At 36.2% G+C, this 20,926-nt stretch carries 13 protein-coding genes, 1 pseudogene and 1 CRISPR repeat array; of the genes and pseudogenes, 10 read left to right on the top strand and 4 right to left on the bottom strand.

Annotated elements, in window-relative coordinates:
• Position 1: 1 nt before the first annotated feature.
• The 7 genes from AC3B6D_RS09395 to csn2 all read left to right on the top strand — a co-directional run bounded on the left by AC3B6D_RS09395 (position 2) and on the right by csn2 (position 11,444).
• On the top strand, positions 2-2,773 hold the full coding sequence (locus tag AC3B6D_RS09395) for a helicase C-terminal domain-containing protein (protein WP_489775557.1): 2,772 nt from the start codon (positions 2-4) through the stop codon (positions 2,771-2,773).
• Positions 2,770-3,246 (top strand): cell wall elongation regulator TseB-like domain-containing protein, encoded by a 477-nt coding sequence (locus AC3B6D_RS09390; protein ID WP_489757653.1) that lies wholly within the window; start codon positions 2,770-2,772, stop codon positions 3,244-3,246. The genes AC3B6D_RS09395 and AC3B6D_RS09390 overlap by 4 nt, the downstream gene beginning before the upstream one ends.
• A 197-nt stretch (positions 3,247-3,443) precedes the next feature.
• Positions 3,444-4,739 (top strand): asparagine--tRNA ligase, encoded by a 1,296-nt coding sequence (asnS, locus tag AC3B6D_RS09385; RefSeq protein ID WP_489757654.1) that lies wholly within the window; start codon positions 3,444-3,446, stop codon positions 4,737-4,739.
• A 440-nt stretch (positions 4,740-5,179) separates the two neighbouring features.
• On the top strand, positions 5,180-9,370 hold the full coding sequence (gene cas9, locus AC3B6D_RS09380; RefSeq protein ID WP_489775556.1) for a type II CRISPR RNA-guided endonuclease Cas9: 4,191 nt from the start codon (positions 5,180-5,182) through the stop codon (positions 9,368-9,370).
• Positions 9,371-9,587: 217 nt separating this feature from the next.
• Entirely contained in the window at positions 9,588-10,496 is a 909-nt protein-coding gene (cas1, locus tag AC3B6D_RS09375; RefSeq protein ID WP_489775555.1) for a type II CRISPR-associated endonuclease Cas1, read from the top strand.
• Positions 10,474-10,779, top strand: coding sequence for a CRISPR-associated endonuclease Cas2 (gene cas2, locus AC3B6D_RS09370; RefSeq protein ID WP_489757658.1), 306 nt, complete (start codon positions 10,474-10,476; stop codon positions 10,777-10,779). The genes cas1 and cas2 overlap by 23 nt, the downstream gene beginning before the upstream one ends.
• On the top strand, positions 10,776-11,444 hold the full coding sequence (gene csn2 / locus AC3B6D_RS09365) for a type II-A CRISPR-associated protein Csn2 (protein ID WP_489775554.1): 669 nt from the start codon (positions 10,776-10,778) through the stop codon (positions 11,442-11,444). The genes cas2 and csn2 overlap by 4 nt, the downstream gene beginning before the upstream one ends.
• Before the next feature lie 32 nt (positions 11,445-11,476).
• Positions 11,477-13,293: a CRISPR direct-repeat array (repeat unit 36 nt; unit sequence GTTTTAGATAGTTGTTAGATCAATGAGATTTAGAAC).
• A 222-nt stretch (positions 13,294-13,515) separates the two neighbouring features.
• Here csn2 and AC3B6D_RS09360 read toward each other — a convergent pair.
• From AC3B6D_RS09360 to AC3B6D_RS09345, 4 genes are all read right to left on the bottom strand, one after another.
• Positions 13,516-13,593 carry a type I toxin-antitoxin system Fst family toxin gene (locus AC3B6D_RS09360; RefSeq protein ID WP_489775560.1) on the bottom strand — a complete coding sequence of 26 codons (78 nt, stop codon included), beginning with the start codon at positions 13,591-13,593 and terminating at the stop codon, positions 13,516-13,518.
• 1,096 nt (positions 13,594-14,689) lie between these two features.
• Positions 14,690-15,325 carry a uracil-DNA glycosylase gene (locus AC3B6D_RS09355; RefSeq protein ID WP_489775553.1) on the bottom strand — a complete coding sequence of 212 codons (636 nt, stop codon included), beginning with the start codon at positions 15,323-15,325 and terminating at the stop codon, positions 14,690-14,692.
• Positions 15,326-15,490: 165 nt separating this feature from the next.
• Positions 15,491-15,847: a cyclophilin-like fold protein gene (locus AC3B6D_RS09350; protein WP_489775552.1), complete on the bottom strand. Its 357-nt coding sequence runs from the start codon at positions 15,845-15,847 to the stop codon at positions 15,491-15,493.
• 170 nt (positions 15,848-16,017) lie between these two features.
• Positions 16,018-16,755 carry a dihydrofolate reductase family protein gene (locus AC3B6D_RS09345; RefSeq protein ID WP_489775551.1) on the bottom strand — a complete coding sequence of 246 codons (738 nt, stop codon included), beginning with the start codon at positions 16,753-16,755 and terminating at the stop codon, positions 16,018-16,020.
• Positions 16,756-17,055: 300 nt separating this feature from the next.
• On the opposite strand from AC3B6D_RS09345, the pseudogene AC3B6D_RS09340 reads away from it, so the two are divergent.
• The 3 genes and pseudogenes from AC3B6D_RS09340 (at position 17,056) to AC3B6D_RS09330 (ending at position 20,248) form a co-directional block, all read left to right on the top strand.
• Positions 17,056-18,814: pseudogene (locus tag AC3B6D_RS09340) on the top strand (1-deoxy-D-xylulose-5-phosphate synthase).
• 49 nt (positions 18,815-18,863) lie between these two features.
• Positions 18,864-19,382, top strand: coding sequence for an aminotransferase class I/II-fold pyridoxal phosphate-dependent enzyme (locus AC3B6D_RS09335; RefSeq protein ID WP_489775550.1), 519 nt, complete (start codon positions 18,864-18,866; stop codon positions 19,380-19,382).
• Complete coding sequence (locus tag AC3B6D_RS09330) at positions 19,382-20,248, top strand: alpha/beta hydrolase (RefSeq protein WP_489775549.1); 867 nt, start codon at positions 19,382-19,384, stop codon at positions 20,246-20,248. Before AC3B6D_RS09335 ends, AC3B6D_RS09330 begins: the two co-directional genes overlap by 1 nt.
• Positions 20,249-20,926: the final 678 nt, after the last annotated feature.

Here is a 20,926-nt window from a genome sequence, read left to right as displayed (position 1 = left end):
TATGAAGAATAAAAAGTATGTTGTGGTCGATTTAGAAACCACGGGAACTAGTCGTCAAGATAATGATCGAATTATTCAGTTTGCAGCGGTTGTGATTGAAAATTGGCAAATCCAAGATCAGATTACTTTTTTAATTAATCCAGAGCAACCAATAACTAAACGAATTAGTAATTTAACCGGAATAACTAACGAGCAACTGCACCAGCAAGCGGTTTTTCACGAACATGCCCAGTCCATTTTTGAATTATTAAAGGATGCCACTTTTGTGGCGCACAATGTTAATTTTGACTTGCCCTTTTTACAGTCTGAATTAACTGCGGCCAATTTACCTCAACTTAATTGTGCGGCGATTGATACGGTGGAATTGGCGCAAGTGTTGTTACCGCAGGCGCCTAGTTTTAAATTAGTTGATTTGACACGTTATTTAGAGATTGATCATTTAGCACCGCATCAAGCTGACAGTGACGCCTTAGCAACAGCCATGTTATTTTTAAAGTTACGCGAGCGCTTGTTAAAATTACCAGCGCCCACTTTAAGATGGTTGGTCAAAGCAGCACCAAATTTTTTACGACAGACTGGGGACTTTATTACGCAAGTGGCTCAGCCGTTATTGAATGAGAAGCCAAGCCTACCGAACAATTTAGTGGTGAGCCACCAGATTGTTTTACAAAAACCGTTGAGCACGAGTGCAAGTTTCTTGCCGCCCGCTACTTTTCCGGTGACTAAAAAACAGAAATTAGCATTGTTTAAAGAGCAATTACAATGGCGTCCGCAACAAGCTAAATTGATGAACTTTGTTCAACGTAAATTGACGCAAGAAGCGCCTTTGGCACTAATAGATGCCCCGACGGGGTTAGGTAAAACTTTGGGTTATTTATTGCCAGTTAGTTATCAGTTAGATCAAGGTCAAAAAATAGTCGTTGCCACTTCAACAAAGTTGTTGCAACAACAAATTTTAACGAAGGACTGGCCGCAAATTGAACAATTACGGCAGCGTCATTATGAAGTGGCGCAGTTATCTAGTGCACAGGATTATTTAGATTTAGATAATTTTTATCGGTTATTAACCCAAACGACAAAAGGTCGGCAAACTAAATTATTATTGCTGAAAATTTTGGTGTGGTTGACCCAAACGACCAGTGGTAATTTACAAGAATTAAATATTACAAATGATCAAACGGAAATTTTTCGTTTATTACGCAGTTCGGGTCACCGCACTAGTGGTTTATTTATGGAATATGATTTTTGGCACCGCCAATTACAAACAGCCCGACAAAGTTCTTTAATTGTGACCAACCAAAATTATTTATTACGGCATTTGGATTTAGATGTTTGGCAAACTGCTCAGAGCGTGATTATTGATGAGGCAGCTAATTTATTACAACAAACTTTACAACCGCAAGCCCAATTCAATTTGGCAACGACGCAAACAGCACTGAAACATCTGAGTGATTTATTGTACCAAAACCGGGTTCTACTGCGGCAATTTTTTCAGCAAAATCGCTGGCAATCGTGGCGCTATACGAATTTGGCCGAGTTTGAACAAAAGTTTGGCGAATTAACAGCTAGTTTGCACCGCTTAAGTGCAGATTTAATGACTAATTATGTCAAACAAAAGCTAACTTTGCAGCAGAGAAGTGGGTCTGTGCAACTAGGAATTTCACAGACGGAAATTCAGGCGACGACAATCACTTATTTGCAGCAATGTTCACAAGCTCTTCAAGCTTTATTAGCGGTCGTTTTGCCGTTGCTCAAATTATATCAAGCAACGAAACGTAATTCTTTACTAGTTGTTGACCGTTTGTTACAACAAATTACTAATGAGTATTTATTATTGCAACAGCAGCTACAACAATTAGAATCAATCATCCAGCAGTTGACTCAGCAGCAGACAGGCGGGGTCATTATCACGATGGCTGATTATCATAATTGGGATAGTTTAACATTAGCGACGCAAGTTTTTAATCAACGAGCAGTGATGGACGCATTAAAGGACCGGTTTGCTACGGTCATTTTGTTAGGAGCAGGTTTAAAATATCAACATAGTTTTCAAAACTTTTTGCAGCAATTAGGTTATACAGCGCCCATTGCTCAAAAAAATAAGTTAAGTTTACAAGCTGATTTTCCCGTAGCAACGCGTTTAAAGGTTTATCTGCCAAGTGATGCTAGCGCCCCTGCCAAGACTGATTTTGCTGCAACTTTAGGTCAGCAATTGGTAGAATTGCTACGTTCACAGACTACGCAGACGTTAATTTTATTTAATTCCCTACGGACTTTGCAAGCAGTTTATCAAGCTGTGCAAATAAGCGGGTTAACTGATGAACGCGAGGTTTTGGCACAATCAATTTCGGGTTCTAACCGGCGGTTACAGAAACGCTTTGCTTTGAACCCCACAGCGATTTTATTAGCGACAACTAGTTTTGGTACGGGCTTAAATTTAGCTCCGCAACATTTAAAATTAGTGATTATTACGCAATTGCCATTTGAAGCACCGGATGATCCGTTTGTGAAAGCTAAAAATCAATATTGGCAACGTCAAGGTCAAAATGCCTTTCGAGTGGAAAGTCTGCCGACGGCTGTGCGTCGCTTGAAGCAACAAGTAGGACGTTTAATTCGCGGTCCCAAAGATCAAGGTACGTTAATTTTTCTAGATCAACGCTTGCAGACGGCACATTATGGTAAACTAATTTATCAAGAGTTAGATTTACCGCTATTACGGACAGATTTAACTGTTGCACAAATCAGTCAACAACTAAGTGTGGTGAAAAAATGAAACGACAATGGAAAAGTTCGTTAATTTGGGGCGGAATTATTGTAGTAATTGCTATCTTAATTGGTAGTTTATACTTAATGGTGCTGCCACATAGTTCTGCTAAAAAGCAAGCCATTAAAGTAGCGCAAACCCAGGTCGGAATTGAACAAGTTAATTTTTACTCCGAATTTGACCGCCAAAAGCAATATTTTACTGTCGGTGGTAAAAATCGCCAGCAGCAATATTTTTATGTTTTGATTAATGGTCAAACGGGTGCTGTTAAAAGCATTGCTGGTAGTCCTCATTTGGTACAGCAAGTCCAACAAACGGTTCAGGAGCATCAACATCCCCAAAAAATTAATAAGGTGGCCCTGGGTTATGATAAAAAGCGGCTGGTGTGGGAAGTAACCTATCGGAATAAGAATCATACGTTAGGCTATTATTTGATCAATTTTAAAAATACGAAAATTTTACAAGTAATTAATAATTTGTAGCTTATTTTAGAAAAGCGATGTTGGTTCAAACTGCTGATCTTGGGAGCACTGTAAAGAAAATGGAAAATTTCCCCCCAGCTGTAAAATGAACAATGCACCTAACCAATCTGGTCAAGATCTGCTATAATTTTTACTAGACGAATAAATTTTAATCATTAATTATAAGTAATGAACAAAAGATTACTGGAGGCTAAGTAGTGGAAACAATTCGAATTATTGATGCCAAGGATCATGTTAATGAAGAAGTGAAGATTGGTGTCTGGTTAACTGATAAGCGTTCATCAGGTAAGATTGCTTTTTTGCAATTGCGTGACGGTACAGCCTTCTTTCAAGGTGTTGTGGTGAAGAATGATGTTGGTGAAGAATTATTTGATGTTGCTAAAAAGTTACGTCAAGAAACCAGTTTTTATGTTACTGGAGTTATTCATCAAGATGATCGTTCACATTTTGGTTATGAAATTGAAGTTTCTAATTTAGAAGTTATTGGTGAAAGTGAAGATTTTCCCATTACGCCGAAAGAACATGGCATTGAATTTTTGTTGGATCATCGCCATTTGTGGTTACGCTCACGGCGGCCCTTTGCTATTATGCAAATTCGTAATGAAATTATTGATGCCACTTACCGCTTCTTCAAGCAGGAAGGCTTCATTAAAATGGATCCGCCGATTTTGACGGGAACGGCACCCGAAGGAACGACGGAATTATTTGAAACGGATTATTTTGATAATCCGGCTTATCTTTCACAAAGTGGTCAATTATATATGGAAGCTGGGGCCATGGCTTATGGCAAGGTCTTTTCTTTTGGACCAACTTTTCGGGCAGAAAAATCCAAAACGCGGCGGCATTTAACCGAATTTTGGATGATTGAGCCGGAGATGGCTTTCATGCATCAAGAAGAAAGTTTACAGGTACAAGAACGCTATGTTAGTTATTTGGTTCAAGCGGTCTTAGACCATTGTCAGTATGAATTAAAATTATTGGATCGTGATCCGAAGATCTTGGAACGCTATACCAAATTACCTTATCCGCGGATTTCTTACGACGAAGCGGTAGAAATGTGTCAAAAGGGTGGTTTTGATATTAAGTGGGGCGACGATTTTGGTTCGCCTGAAGAAACTTATATTTCTGACCAATTTGAACAACCAGTCTTTGTTTTAAACTATCCCAAAACTATTAAGCCATTTTATATGAAAGAAGCGCAAGATCGTGATGATGTTTACGTTTGTGCCGATTTATTAGCACCGGAAGGTTATGGCGAAATTATTGGTGGTTCTGAACGGGCAGTTGATTATGACAAAATGAAAGCTGAGATGGAAAAAGAAGGCATGAATCTGGATGATTATGATTGGTATCTAGATTTACGCAAGTACGGTTCTGTGCCGCATTCTGGTTTTGGCATGGGCTTAGAACGGGCTATTACGTGGATTTGTCATTTAGATCATTTGCGTGAGGCTATTCCGTTTCCACGGATGATCAATCGATTGCGGCCATAAGTAATAAAAATAAATTTTGAATTTGAAGATGTCGATGATAAAACTTTCGGCATCTTTTTTTGTGATTTCAATCAATTGGAATAATTAAAAAACTAAAATTTCTCCTGGACAGTCTTATTCATGTAACCTTAAACTTTAATTTGAAAACTAAAAATTAATTTATGTAATAAAAAGGAAGCTATGCTTTGTGGATGAAAAGAGAGCTAATGAATTAATTTTAACTAGATTGTCGAAAAATAATTTTATTCAATCTGCAACTAAAATTTTAAGTAAGAGTAAATTCAGTACTTCACCTAAGTCATTATCAGATGGTTACAGACAAGTAAAAACTTTAGAAATTAATTCATTCAAAATTAATTGTCTTTCTTTACATTAAAATACTATAATATAAAATGTTGAAGTATTTTCATTTAATTCTAGATATAAAGGGAGATAGATTAATGACCAAAGTTAAACAAGACTACATAATAGGCTTAGATATCGGAACTAATTCCTGTGGTTATGCCGTAACAGATTCTAAAAACCAATTATTACATTTACAGGGTAAGACAGCCATTGGTGCAAGACTGTTTGAAGAAGGAATCTCTGCGGCAGATCGTCGTAGTTTTCGTACGACGCGCCGCCGGTTGAAACGGCGCAAATGGCGCTTAGGATTGTTAGAAGAATTGTTTGCTACTGAAATGACGCAAGTGGATCCATATTTTTTTGCACGACTGAAAGAATCAGGGTTGTCACCCTTAGATTCTAGAAAAAGTGCCCAGGCGATTATTTTCCCAACGCCTAAGGAAGATCATGCATTTTATCACGAATATCCAACAATTTATCATTTACGGCAAGCTCTAATGACTCAAGATCGCAAATTTGATTTGCGTCTGGTTTATTTAGTAATTCATCATATTGTAAAATATCGGGGAAATTTCTTACAAAACACATCCGTGCAGAGCTTTAATGCTTCCAAAATTGATGTGCAATCAACTTTAGAACATTTGAATAATATTTTTGCAGCAATTAATGTAGAACATCCATTACAATTAGCCGTTGAGAATGCTGCAGCCATTGAAGATGTACTACGAGATTCAAAAAAATTTAAAGCAGATAAGTTAAAAGAAATCACCGCACTGTTGATAACTAATAACCCAGATGACACTAAGGAAACTATTAAAACCAATAAAGCAATTGCTAAGCAAATTGTAAATGCTATTTTGGGTTATAAAGCTTCTTTTGAAGTGATTTTAGGTCAAGAGATAGATACGGATGCAAAAAAGGAATGGGAATTTAAATTAATTGATACAGATGCTGATGATAAATTGGCAGCTATTGTTGATCAGTTGGACGACCAACAACAGGCTATTATTACAGAGATTAAGCAATTATTTGGGGCCGTAACTTTAAGTACTTTAGTCGATGAAGGCAAGACTTTATCGGAAACAATGGTTAGAAAGTATGAAGATCATAAAAAAGACCTTAGTTTGTTAAAAAAGGTAATCGCTAATCATTCGGATTCCCAAAAGGCTAAAAAATTAAGTTTAGCTTATGACTTATATGTAAATAATCGACACGGCAAGTTATTAGAAGCCAAAAAAGAATTTAACACAACTAAGGAATTAAGCAAAGACGAATTTTATAAAAATGTTAAAGCTAACTTGGACGATTCTGACGAATCTAAACAAATCTCGACGGAAATAGATTTAGATACTTTTATGCCTAAGCAACGCACTAATGCTAATGGAGTCATTCCGTATCAATTACATCAGATTGAACTGGATCGGATTATTCAAAATCAAAGCAAATATTACTCATTTTTAAAGGAACCTAATCCCGTAACTGAGCATTTGAACCAAGCTCCTTATAAATTAGACGAACTAGTGCGTTTTCACGTGCCCTATTATGTAGGACCAATGATTACCAATCAAGAACAACAAAAAAGTTCAGGAGCAAATTTTGCGTGGATGATTCGTAATAGCCAAGATCCTAATCCGAATGAAGCCATTACACCGTGGAACTTTGATCAAAAAGTGGATCGCATGGCTACCGCTAATCAATTTATTAAGCGTATGACCACTAAAGACACTTATTTACTAGGTGAGGATGTTTTACCCGCCAATAGTTTGTTGTATCAAAAGTTCACGGTGTTAAACGAATTAAATAATATTAGAGTTAATGGCCAACGGTTAAAACCTTATATTAAACAAGATATTTATAATCATTTATTTAAGCAACATAAAACAATTTCTAAGAAGAGATTGTCTGATTATTTACAGCAGAATTATCACTTACCAACTGTTAAAATTGAAGGTGTGGCAGACCCAACCAAATTTAATTCCAGTTTAGCGACTTACTACCAGCTTAATAAGCTAGGTGTTTTAGGTGATAAGCTAGATGATCAGAATTATCAATTGGACTTGGAAAAAATTATTGAATGGGCAACAATTTTTGAAGATCGTGAAATTTATCAAGCTAAGTTAAAACAAGCTCAACAATCAGAAATTGCCTGGTTAACAGATGAACAAGTTAAAGCTTTATCTAGTTTACGTTATCAGGGCTGGGGACGCTTGTCACGGAAGTTATTAGTCGGTCTTCATGATCAAAATGGGCAAAATATCATGGAGCAACTGTGGGATAGCCAACAAAACTTCATGCAGATTGTTAAGCAACCTGATTTCAAAGTTGCAACGGAACAAGCTAATGCTAATTTGATCCAGGATAATCAAACTGATGCCATTGAAGATGTGTTAGCAGATGCTTATACTTCGCCTGCCAATAAGAAAGCAATTCGCCAAGTTATGAAAGTAGTAGCCGATATTGTGAAAGCCGCTGGTGGCAAGACGCCTAAGCAATTTGCAATTGAATTTACTCGTGAGCCAGAGAAGAATCCGCAGTTGTCTAAGCAACGGGGCAAACAATTACAGGAAGCTTATCAAAAGACTGCCGGTCAATTGGTGGAACCAGGCTTAGCCGAGAGTTTAAAGCAAGCCACTTCTAATAAGCAACTAGTGAAAGATAAATATTATCTGTACTTTATGCAAGGTGGCCGGGATGCTTACACTGGTCAACGAATTAATATTGATGAAATTACTACGGGTTATCAGATTGATCATATCTTGCCTCAGTCATTTATTAAAGATGATTCTTTAAATAATCGAGTTTTGACAGCTTCAGCAAATAACAATGCTAAATCGGATAATGTTCCATTGAAGCTTTTTGGTTCAAATTTTGTTCCTGATTTGCAGATGAGTGTTGTAGCTATGTGGAAGCAGTGGCAAAAAGCCGGTATGATTAGTAAATTTAAATTGAATAATCTATTATTAGATCCAGATAACTTAAATAAATATCAACGTTCTGGCTTCGTGAATCGACAATTAGTCGAAACTAACCAAGTGATTAAGTTAGTTACCATCATTTTACAGACGAAATATCCTAATACTGAAGTTATTACCGTTAAGGCTAGCTATAATCATGAGTTAAGAAAACGCCTCAATCTATACAAGAGTCGTTCAGCTAATGATTACCATCATGCAATTGATGCTTATTTAACTGCAGTTTGTGGTAATTATTTGTATCAAATGTATCCGAAACTTCGCCCACTGTTCGTTTATAACAAGTTTAAAAAAATTAATTCTGATCCGGAACAAGAACGCCAAAGTATTAAAGAGTTGAGTAGTTTTAACTTTATTTACTTGTTATTGCAAAAAGACAAACCTAATCAGCCAGCACCAGAGCAGCTGTGTCGCAAAGATACAGGTGAAATACTTTTTCAAAAGCATCCTGATATTTTTGATCCCTTACGGCGAGCTTATAGTTTTAAACATATGCTGATTTCGCGGGAAACTTACGTTCAAGATCAAGAAATGTTCAAGATGACGCTTTACCCAAGGCTGGAGCGTGATACAGCTAAATCGCGGAGTTTAATTTCAAAAGCTCAAGGAATGGATCCTAAAATTTATGGCGGTTATTCAAATAATACAAAAGCTTATATGGCTATTGTCAAAATTGATAAAGCTAAAGAATCAACTTATAAAGTGGTTGGGGTTCCAATGCGGACTTTAGAAAAGTTAAAACAGGCTCGTAATACAGCAGAACATGACGCTCTTTTGAAGCGAGAATTAGCGAATTCGATTTTAAGTAAACGAGGCGTTAAAGATTTTTCGATTGTTAAGGGTAAAGTTCCTTATAAACAAGTTGTTGTAGATGGCGATAAAAAGTTCATGGTAGGATCTTCTGTTTATATGTATAATGCAAAGCAACTGACTTTGTCTAATAAAGCCATGCGGGTTATTACAAAAAACTTTATGACTAATGATGACGAAAATCAGCTATTAATTGCAACGTTTGATGAAATTGTGTCTAAAGTTGATCAATATTTAACATTATTTGATACTAGAGGCTTTAGAAAAAAACTTCATGATGTGAGGGATAAATTTATTAATATATCGGTTGAAGACAAGCTAAACGTCATTCATCAAATTTTGCAGGGATTACATGATAATTCGGTTAGCTCCAGCTTCTTAGGCATTAAGGACTTTGGTAAGACTGAATTGACTGCTGGTATAACCTTATCTCCCGATGCTAAATTAATCTATCAATCACCATCAGGCTTATTTGAAAAGCGGATTAAGATATCTGATTTATAAGTAAGAAAATAGAGAATCCGCGATTGGATTCTCTATTTTTGAACAATAAAAAAATCCCAGCCATAGGGTTAGGGATAAGTGTTGAAACTTTGCATTCGAAGAATGCATTGTTTGATTTTAAACTATAGTTGTTAGATCAATGAGATTTATTGTTGGGAGCTACCCAACAAGATAAATATAGCATTAATAAAATTAAAAGACAAGGAGAAATTGAAATATGGCGTGGCGTTCAGTAATTATTACTCAACATGCAAAATTGACGTACTCAATGAATATGATGATTGTCCAAACACGTGACGGAATTAATCAAATTCCGATTGCTGATATTCAGTTATTGTTAGTCTCCACTTCACAGGCGGTGATAACGAGTGCGTTAATTAGTAAGCTGGCCCAAAATCAAACAAAAGTTATTTTTGTTGATGATCATTATCAACCAGTAACGGAAACGATGGATTATTATCCTGGTAGTCGGAGTTTACAAAAATTACAACAGCAATTTACTTGGCCGGAGCAGCGACGGCAAATTTTGTGGACAAAAATTGTTAATTGGAAAATTAGAAATCAAATTGCAGTTTTAGATAATTATCAAATCGACTCGCATGAGTTACAGACCGAATTAGATGCTTTAGAACTGGACGATATAACTAATCGGGAAGCGGTAGTCGCTCGTAAATATTTTATGGCATTATTTGGTCAACATTTTGTGCGTCGGAGCTTCGACGCGATTAATGCTGCATTAAATTATGGCTACGGAATATTGTTGGCTAGTTTTGATCGGGAGATTGCAGTGAACGGTTATTTAACTTACTTTGGTATTCATCATCATTCGGATGAAAATGAATTTAATCTGGGTTCAGATTTGATGGAACCTTTTCGACCATTGGTGGACTATTGGATGAAAGCTCATGATCAGATCACTGAGTTTACACCAGATATTAAATACGGATTAGTAGAATTGTTGAGTCTGGAAGTAATTTACAACGGCAAAACAACGCTATTAAAGAATGCCATCACCATTTATACACGTGATTGTTTGAAGTATTTAAGTGGTGAGATTGATGAAATTAAGATGGAAATGAGTGTGACAGATGAGGTACCGAATAATGCGCTTAATGATAATGTTTGATTTACCCATGGAAACAGCAGCAGAAAAAAGAGAATATCGCCAATTTCGGAAAAAATTAATTAACGAAGGATTTTTAATGATTCAATATTCTGTTTATGAACGTGTTTGTGTAACACGCCAAACGGCCACTTTTTTGGAAAATCGGGTGCGAAACTTTCTACCGCAAGGCGGAGTTGTGCAGTCATTAATGGTGACAGAGAAGCAATATAATGATATGCATTTTCTGGTAGGGAAACCATTAACAGATGTTCGAAACACTTCGGATCGGACGGTGATTTTATGATTTTGTCTTATTTAACGCATAAGCAATGGCAGTGGCAGAATAATGGTTTAAAAATGATTGTCACTAATAGTCCCATTGCCTATCGTGATATAGTTCAAGGTTTTCAAAATCAAAATGAACTGCTGCTTTGTACTAATGATCAATATGATCAGTTAGAAATTCCTAAAACTTTTGATTTCATCGGGGATCCATTATTAAGTGGTGATGTTACTAAAAAATATCTAACGCAGATAGTTAAAAGCTACATGGATAATTTAGATGAAATTAATCGCAACAAAATATTAACCGCTTTTCATAATTTGGAAACAATTTTGCAAGATTCATTGTTACTAGAAGATTTGCCATTAGAAATTAATTTTGATGAAGATCTCAAAAAGTTATTAAAAATGGTGGAACTACATCTGGATCAAAAAATATTACTTGATCCGTGTGCTATAATAAAGACTGTTTTAAAAATTCATGAGATGTGTCATCTGAAAACAATTCCTGTAATCTGTAACCTCGCTAATTACTTAGAATTACAGGAGCTATCTGAAATAAATCAATTAATTAATGAGTTAAATTTAACTTTAATTGTCGTAGAGTTTGCGACTCCTGATTTATTGAAAATCCCGCAGGGAGTGCAATTATACTACATCGATGATGATCTCGTTGATTGGTATTAGTAGCTAAATTAAAATTAGATTATAAAAAATCGGTTTTAGATAGTTGTTAGATCAATGAGATTTAGAACTTTTGATTAGGAAGATTCATCCCAATATTAGTTTTAGATAGTTGTTAGATCAATGAGATTTAGAACTCTTAAATCGCTACTAAAAAATGGTTTAGACGTTTTAGATAGTTGTTAGATCAATGAGATTTAGAACCTTGTAGAATATCTTGACAAAGATTTGCTTGTTTTAGATAGTTGTTAGATCAATGAGATTTAGAACGAAATTGGCAAAATTCTCAGCTGCCTTGCGGTTTTAGATAGTTGTTAGATCAATGAGATTTAGAACTCACTTGGTGGCGGTAAAGGCGACGGCCGCGTTTTAGATAGTTGTTAGATCAATGAGATTTAGAACATGCATGAGCTGTCGCAAGATATTTCCAAAGTTTTAGATAGTTGTTAGATCAATGAGATTTAGAACCTTTAGATACAATACCTTCCAATGTCTGAGGTTTTAGATAGTTGTTAGATCAATGAGATTTAGAACTTTTGCTTCTCACAAATGCTGCCGAGAAAGTTTTAGATAGTTGTTAGATCAATGAGATTTAGAACCTTAAATCGCTACTAAAAAATGGTTTAGACGTTTTAGATAGTTGTTAGATCAATGAGATTTAGAACCAAAGAAGTAGAAAAGCCCGATGATAATTCGTTTTAGATAGTTGTTAGATCAATGAGATTTAGAACAGCGTTAATGTTTTAGCAGCAGTTTTAATGGTTTTAGATAGTTGTTAGATCAATGAGATTTAGAACTCTTAAAGATTTGAAGCCACTTTTGGGTAAGTTTTAGATAGTTGTTAGATCAATGAGATTTAGAACTATGACAACGAACGCTCAAGCTGCCAGAACGTTTTAGATAGTTGTTAGATCAATGAGATTTAGAACGATTTAGTTCAGTGCTGTTCATCGGTTCTAGTTTTAGATAGTTGTTAGATCAATGAGATTTAGAACTAATATTGCTGATGAAGTTTGGAGTAAAGCGTTTTAGATAGTTGTTAGATCAATGAGATTTAGAACAATTTTAAAAGAAATCGCCAGCGCAACTAAGTTTTAGATAGTTGTTAGATCAATGAGATTTAGAACAATGGAATTAAATGAAAACCTTTCAAAGGAGTTTTAGATAGTTGTTAGATCAATGAGATTTAGAACTGCCATCTCTAATATCTCCTGCAGCATTAGGTTTTAGATAGTTGTTAGATCAATGAGATTTAGAACCAAAAATTTAGAGAGGAGGCAGATACTTGCGTTTTAGATAGTTGTTAGATCAATGAGATTTAGAACTCTATCTTCAATGATGACACGTCTCTCTACGTTTTAGATAGTTGTTAGATCAATGAGATTTAGAACTCGAACTTAGATAGTGATGATGACAAGACTGTTTTAGATAGTTGTTAGATCAATGAGATTTAGAACAATGTTTCACAAATGCAAAAGGATGGCGAGGTTTTAGATAGTTGTTAGATCAATGAGATTTAGAACAAATGACCAGTTTGCACTTTTTATGGAGCGTTTTAGATAGTTGTTAGATCAATGAGATTTAGAACAATTAACTTGACCAGCTCTCTTAAATCTTTGTTTTAGATAGTTGTTAGATCAATGAGATTTAGAACAAGTCAAGGTGAACATCTCCTAGAAAAGATGTTTTAGATAGTTGTTAGATCAATGAGATTTAGAACAAGTCAAGGTGAACATCTCCTAGAAAAGATGTTTTAGATAGTTGTTAGATCAATGAGATTTAGAACTATAATCGCTGAAAAGATACATCAGATTCCGTTTTAGATAGTTGTTAGATTAATGATTTTTGATGCTCAAGTAGCTGCTGATGAATATCTACCAGCGCTTTATGCTGTTGGCAGTGGCAAGTAATAAAAAAGCTCCCGAAGTGGGAGCTAATACATAATCAAATTGTAGGATTTTGGGAATGATTGTGTTACTATAAGTATGTAAAGATGTTGGTAAACATAACTGCAACAAAAAAAGACACCTAGTTGACCTGGACAGTAACTAGATGCCTTTTTATTTTGCGTCAATTAATGTTTATTAAGCCACCATTTAAAAATGGCAATAACAATTCCGACAATAATCGGCGCTATAATGCTGGTAAACATAAGTACACCCCCCTTATGTTGCTGTGTTGGGGCTGCAACTTAAATATTATAGCATAGCAAAAGTGTTTTACTTTTAACTAAATGTTGTTAAATTAAAAGAGTAGTTTCGCTAACTATGGAGAACAAATGGTTAACAAAAGTCTTACAAACGTTGATTTATCAATAACATTTAAATCGTTGTTAGATCAATGAGATTTAGAACGTACAAAATCAACCTGCTTAGCTCGTCGACGTTTTAGATAGTTGTTAGATCAATGAGATTTAGAACGCATTAGGATATTTGCTGAACGGAGTTGTAGTTTTAGATAGTTGTTAGATCAATTAGATTTAGAACTCTTGGACTGCTTGCCCAGCACCCGGACACGTTTTAGATAGTTGTTAGATTAATAATTTTGATGCTATCATGTAGCTGCTGATGAATATCTACCAGCTTTATATACGGGTTGGCAGTGGTAAGTAATAAAAATGCTCCCAATGCGGGAGCTAATACATAATCAAATTGTGGGATTTCAGAAATAAATGTGTTATTATAAACATGCAAGGATATTAGAGAACATGAATGCAACACAAAAAAGACGCCTAGTTTACCCGGACAGTGACTAGACGTCTTTTATTTTGCGTCAACTAATGTTTATTGATCCACCATGTAAAGGTGGCAATAACAATTCCGACGACAATCGGCACTATAATATCAGCAAACACAAGTACCCCCTCATGTTGCTGTGTCAGGGCTGCAACCTAAATATTAAATCGTGAAGAAATCGCTTTATGTTTTACTAGATTAAAAAAGGAATTATGTTAACTACTATCAATAAAAGTGTTTAGAGCGTTGATTTATTAATAATCATTGAACTTTGTTAGATTAATAATATTTAGAATTGAACCTGTGAACAAGAAATACTATTTAAATAGTGTTTGATAAACGTCATAATTAAAAATAAGTTTTATTTCAATAGTCGCTGGCAAGATTAATTTAAATAAATGGCATGCAATTATTGCGCCAGCAATAAAAGCTGAGCATGATTAAAATTGTCTTTCTAACCCATTTTAATATTTGGAGACCCACCCGCTACACTGAGCCTTTTAAGTGCAATAACTACTTAATATAGGGCTTTAATTGCTCCCAATCGTGTTTAATTTGAGTTGCTAATTTCCGGTTATAAAAAATGGCGGCAGGGTGATAGGTACAATAAACTTGATATTTTTTGGCGGACCATTGATAAGCATCTTTGGCAGCATTTAATTGTTGAATTGGTTGATTAAAGATTTGCCCGTGAATATCAGTTAAACTTTGTTTAGTACCTAAAATACGTTGGGCTGCGGTACTGCCTAAAGTGACGATTATTTGAGGTTGAGCCCAATTGACTTCGTAATCAAAAAATGGTGCTTGCGCTAGGATTTCTTTTTGGGTTGGCTTGCGGTTAGGATATTTGGTGACTAGTTGGTGAGTCTTTTTGTCTAAAGCTTGCACCACTTTGTAGGGACGACTACGTACAACGCTAGTTATATAAACATCATCGCGAGTTAATTGCAGTAGTGCTAAAGATTTCATTAATTCTTGTCCAGAGCGACCATGAAAGGGAATATGCGTTACAATCTCGTCTTTGCCCGGGGCCTCGCCCACTAACATTAAAGTAGGGTGCTGTGGTCCGGCACCTTCGTTCAGGCCTTCTAGCTGAAATGCTTGTGAGCGCCGGTTAACTGCGTTAATTAAAGCTTTTGGATAGTTCACTAATTTTACGCTTCCTTTTAAAATAACAGTGCTTAATAAATTTAAGTATAATTCTTTTGGCGTCAAGATGTTTATTCATTAATAAAAATACTCCATTATAGTTAGGCGTATACCTAATAATAATAGAGTATTTTGGTTTAAGAAGTTATTCCAAATTAATTGGTACTATTGCCGTTCAAAGTAAGCAATGGTGTTATTAGGATAATTAGCTAATTGAGCGCCATTTTGTTGGATATGGCCTAGTTGAATTAAACCTTTTGCATAACCAAAATTCTGAATAAAAATGGCTAAATTGCCCCAAGGTGCATATAAAGTAATATCGCCAACTTGAGCGGCACTACCACTCGGTGCTGTTTGAGTATTTAATGTGGTCGGGAGATCAGCTATTTTTTCAGTCTGACCATAATTTTTTAAAGTTAGTGTTAGTGGGAGCAGCTGAAGAAAATCCTGAGCGGTTGGCGAATCATTAATTTGTGCAAAATAAGCATCGTTATTAATAGTAATTTTGATTGTTGTAGTCATTGAAAATCCTTTCAAATTAAAATTTTGATATATAGTGACGCAAATCGTCTGAGGTGCTGACAAAGAGAAGAGTTGAAACAACAAATTTTGTAAATTTAGGCTGATATTTATTATTCATACTGGAAGGTTAAACCCCGCTTCTAAGCACTTTTGTCGCAACTGTCGGTTATTCAAGTTCTTTGGCTAACATTTAGAGGAATATATCTTAACCATAGGACATTATCAGCGATGACTTGTGCTGAACGCAATTTAAAACCAATGGGTTTTGGATCGTGGCTAAACTGGGAATTAAATAGGCGAGCAGTATGTTCTTGACCATCAATCGCTGGCGCCACGACTAAACTAATTTCGTCAATCAAACCAGCGGTAAGAAAACTCCAATTTAACAGTCCACCACCGCCCAACATCAAATTGTCTAAGCCGTATTCAGCAGCTAATTTTTGCAACGCCAGTGCTAGATCAATTTCTTGTTCTCCCGCAATGATATAGGGAATCTGTTTTTGCCGTAAAAATGTTTTATAGGAATTGGATGCTTGGTCAGTCAAGACTTCAATCACAAACGCAGTTTGCCCAGCATAAGCAGTAGTATTTTGGGACCAATTAAGACAACCGTGACGATCAAATGCAATGTAATAGCAACTTTGTTGTTGGTTAATCAGATAATCGCCGGCAGGAACGATGCTAGAAGTATTGTGGTCAGCAATAAATTGACCTGGCGCAAAATAGGATTTGGAGGTATTGCTACCATAAATCCAACCCTGAAAATGAAAACTATGCGGATTGTTTTTTTGAAAACCAATGGTTTGAAAGAATTTTGTTGCACTATGATCTGACAAAGCAGTACTAAAATTACCAGTAATCCGCCCATCGAGGGAAGTATAAATATGAAGTGTGATTTTGGAACGCAATTTAGTCACCTACTTTCATAAGATTTAATAATAATTATTTGTAGCATAAAACCTAGAGTTAACTGTAAGTCAAGCTAACTGAGTATGCTCTTTGGTTATAATTGGCTATTAAAAATAAGTATTAGACAGTAGCTAAGAGGATATCTATACTGGGGGCACAGAAACAGTTTTCTGGGCAGCTAAAAAATTGTTTAGGCGTATGTTGAGTAATAAATGGTGAAAATCATTTGACTTAAACAGCACTTTAAGTATTATAGTTGCTTTTGCAAGATTAAAATTAAATAAGAAGAAGGTCATTTTATGAATCAACATCCAGATTATCTTTTAAACCAAATTAACGGACCTCAAGATTTGAAGCAACTGCAATTACAAGATTTAGAACAATTAGCGCAAGAGATTAGAACGTTAATTTTAGAAAAAGATGCCGCACAGGGTGGTCATTTAGGACCAGATTTAGGAATTGTCGAAGCAGCGATCGCTTATCATTATGTGTTCAACGCTCCGACTGACAAAATTATTTGGGATGTTTCCCATCAAACTTATCCCCATAAAATGTTAACAGGGCGCGCGCAAGCGTGGCTAGATCCTGAGGCTTATGATACAGTTACGCCGTATAGTAATCCGGAGGAAAGTCCGTATGATTACTATTCGATTGGGCACACCTCAACCTCAATTGCTTTAGCAACGGGCATGGCCAAAGCTCGTGATTTAAAAGGCACACATGAAAATATTATGGCTTTAATTGGTGATGGATCCCTGACCGGCGGTTTAGCGTATGAAGGGTTGAATAATGCAGCCATTGAACCGAACAATTTGGTGATTGTAATTAATGATAATCAATGGTCCATTGATAAAAATGTTGGTGGGCTAGTCCAAGCCTTACAAAAATTACGAGATTCTCATGGTCAAGCTAGTGATAACTTGTTTAAAGCCCTAGGCTTTGATTATCGTTACGTAGCCGATGGTAATGATTTAACACAAATGATTGCGGCTTTTACCGCTGTGAAAGATATTGATCATCCGATTGTAGTTCATATTAATACTTTAAAAAGGCAAAGGCTATCAACCCGCAGTAGCGCAAGAAGAAGCGCATCATTGGGTAGCGCCGTTTAACTTAGCCACGGATCAACCTTTAGCTCCAGGCCCCACGACGGTTACTGCCAATTCAACCGCTTTAGATGTCGTAGCGCAACAAATTGATGCTGGACAACCAATTATGGCAATTGATGCGGCGATTCCGGGAGTATTTGGTTTGGATCGTATTAAAAATGATTATCCGAATAATTACACTGATGTGGGGATTGCTGAACAAGAATCCGTCGCCTTGGCGGCTGGTTTTGCCAAAGCAGGTGCGATTCCCATTCTGTTTGAAAATTCGACTTTTTTACAACGTGCCTTTGATCAATTATCACATGATGTGGCGGCTAATAACTTGCCAGTAGTGATGCTCGTAGCTGGTGGAGGAATGTCGGAACAATCAAAAACGCATTTGGGAGTTTTTGATCAAGTAATGCTATCTAATTTACCTAATTGGCTATATTTAGCACCAACTAGTTTAGCTGAAGAACAAGCAATGTTGACTTGGGCCATTAAGCAACGCCAACAACCAGTTGCTATTAAGTTACCAACCAATGCAGTACCGTTTACTACTCATAATCAACCAGCGCGTGATTATCAAACGATTCATTATCAAGTGCAAGCGGGGCAAAAGGTTGCCATTTTAGCACTGGGTGATTTTTATGAATTAGGGCGTCAAGTCGCGGACAAAGTAGGTGCTACATTAGTTAATCCGGTGGCGGCCAATATTTTAGATGATCAGACGCTCACACAATTGGCCGCTGATCATCAATTGATTGTCACTTTAGAAGATAACTTATTAGACGGGGGCTTTGGCCAAAAGGTAGCATCTTATTTAGGTAAGTTTGATGTTCAAGTTTTAAACTTTGGCCAAAAGCGGGTTTACACTGATCAAACGCCGCTACAGCAACTTTATCAACAAAATAATTTATTACCTGAACAAATCATAGCGGCCATTCAAGCTAATCTAACAGATCATTAGGATCATTGAAGCTAAAGGCTTATTGAGAAAATTAAGGAGTATAACGAGTATGACTAGTTATATTGTTGTGTTGACTTCGCCCAGTAAGACTTTTAATTTGGCGGCTTTGCATGCGGCCACAGTTATTATTCCTAATTCTAACCTGCGACAAATTGTTAGTCGCGGTCTCAATAATGATGAGCTAACAGAACCGAATTTGGTGGCTATTCCGGGGAGCATTGCGGCGTATACTCAGGGAAGCCGGTGGTTACGACAATTAAAGCAGCAACTACAACAAAATCGAGATTTAGTTCAACTATATTTAATAGCTAATTTACCGCAGGTCAAATTGGTTTCAGAAAATGCCACGTATTTGTTATGGTTAGATGTGCAGCAGGTTACGGCAACGACGACATCATTAGTTCAGTATTTAAGACGCCAAACAGGATTAATTGTTAATGATGGGGCTATTTATCGTGGCAATGGTGCTCATTTTATCCGGCTAAATAGTGCTTGTCCACCAGCAATGTTAACTGACGGCTTAGAGCGCTTAAGTCAGGGCACGCAAGCTTTTTTGAAGGAGAGGTGATGACAGTGTTAACTAAAAAGCGAAAAACCTTACTCTGGTGGTTAGGAGTCATTATTGTGTTATTACTACTGGGTGGTGGTTTATTTATTAAAATGAATCGACCCACTAACGGTGATCGTTCAGCTAGTGTGCCAACTTTATATTTACACGGTTATGGTGCTGGAGCTAACTCGGCTAAAAGTATGATGGCTTATGCTCAAGCACATCAAGGAGCGACCAAAGTGTTAGTTGCCAAAATTTCGCCACAAGGTCAAGTTAAGTTAAGTGGTCATTGGCCGAAAGGGGTCAAACATCCCTTAATTCAAGTTTTAATGGAAGATAATCAGAATAGTAATTATCAAGAAACTAGTCGGTGGTTTTATAATTTAATTACTTTGTTACAGAAAAAATATCAGATTCGGCGGTATAATACGGTCGCTCATTCTATGGGCAATTTAACGACAATGTATTATCAAGTTAAATATGGTCAACGTAAAGATTTGCCCCAGCTCAATAAGCAAGTGAATATTGCGGGACACTTTGATGGGATTATTGGCATTGATGATCGACCAAATAAGAACTATTTTTTAGCCAACGGCCGGCCTAGATATGAAGATCGCTATTATCGCTATTTGTTAAGTAAACGTAGTTCTTATCCGCAACATGTTCAAATTTTGAATATTTATGGTAATTTGAATAACGGAACTAATTCTGATGGTGATGTTACCAACGTTTCCGCACGGTCACTCAAGTACTTGTTACGCGGGCGTTATCAAAGTTATCAAGAGTTAGAGATTAAAGGCCGAAAGGGTCAACATAGTCAATTACACGAAAATAATTACCAAGTTAATCAAGCCATTGGAAAATTTTTGTGGGCCCATCCTTAAGCAACAGATTATTCCAGACATTGATTGAGGAAGCGATTCGATAATTATTAAAAATTAGGCGAACGTTTCCTTTTTATTTGCAAAAGTTAAGAAAAAATCATGAGTTTTACTTTTAGGAGCTAAACAGAACTTGCAGGTTCAAAAATTTCTTTTGGTGAAATTAAAAAATCCTTGACAAAGTAAGATTAAAGCTTTAACATTCAGATTAAATTGAAATGACAATAAAATTAAAATAGTGATGACGAAGTAAGTAGTTTTAAGATTGCGGATAGCGAACCTGGTCGAGTGCAAGCAGGGACAAAATCTTAATTATGAAAATCACTTTTGAGCTATCAGCTGAAATTAGTAAGCTAGATCGGTTACTACCGTTATTTAGTTAACAAATCAAAAATCAATAATAGCTGTTGTCATATTGGCGTTTATTGAAGAGTGGATTGGTTTTTGGCTTGGAAGTTAAAAATAAGGTGGTACCGTGCTCAACGCACCCTTTCTAAGAAATTTATTGCTTAGAGAGGGTGTTTTTTTATTGTTAGAGTTAGTTGTTTAAGCACTAGAGTTGTAAGGAAGTTCTTAGTCGCTCAGCGCTTTTGGGCACAGCATATTGTTGCGCTTGCAAAATCAGTAATTGAAGATTAACCAACTTTGCGAGCAGCTGAGATTAAAAGGAGAGATACAGAT

Source organism: Bombilactobacillus sp. ESL1097 (genome assembly GCF_058107205.1).
The sequence above is the reverse complement of the archived record's forward strand: the minus strand, read 5'-3'. Positions and strand labels throughout refer to the sequence as shown.

Coding starts and splice junctions, on each gene's coding strand:
- cas1 (WP_489775555.1), top strand. CDS start 9,588: ATGGCGTGGCGTTCAGTAATTATTACTCAACATGCAAAATTGACGTAC.
- csn2 (WP_489775554.1), top strand. CDS start 10,776: ATGATTTTGTCTTATTTAACGCATAAGCAATGGCAGTGGCAGAATAAT.
- AC3B6D_RS09335 (WP_489775550.1), top strand. CDS start 18,864: ATGACTAGTTATATTGTTGTGTTGACTTCGCCCAGTAAGACTTTTAAT.
- AC3B6D_RS09330 (WP_489775549.1), top strand. CDS start 19,382: ATGACAGTGTTAACTAAAAAGCGAAAAACCTTACTCTGGTGGTTAGGA.
- cas2 (WP_489757658.1), top strand. CDS start 10,474: ATGCGCTTAATGATAATGTTTGATTTACCCATGGAAACAGCAGCAGAA.
- AC3B6D_RS09350 (WP_489775552.1), bottom strand. CDS start 15,847: ATGACTACAACAATCAAAATTACTATTAATAACGATGCTTATTTTGCA.
- AC3B6D_RS09390 (WP_489757653.1), top strand. CDS start 2,770: ATGAAACGACAATGGAAAAGTTCGTTAATTTGGGGCGGAATTATTGTA.
- cas9 (WP_489775556.1), top strand. CDS start 5,180: ATGACCAAAGTTAAACAAGACTACATAATAGGCTTAGATATCGGAACT.
- AC3B6D_RS09395 (WP_489775557.1), top strand. CDS start 2: ATGAAGAATAAAAAGTATGTTGTGGTCGATTTAGAAACCACGGGAACT.
- AC3B6D_RS09360 (WP_489775560.1), bottom strand. CDS start 13,593: ATGTTTACCAGCATTATAGCGCCGATTATTGTCGGAATTGTTATTGCC.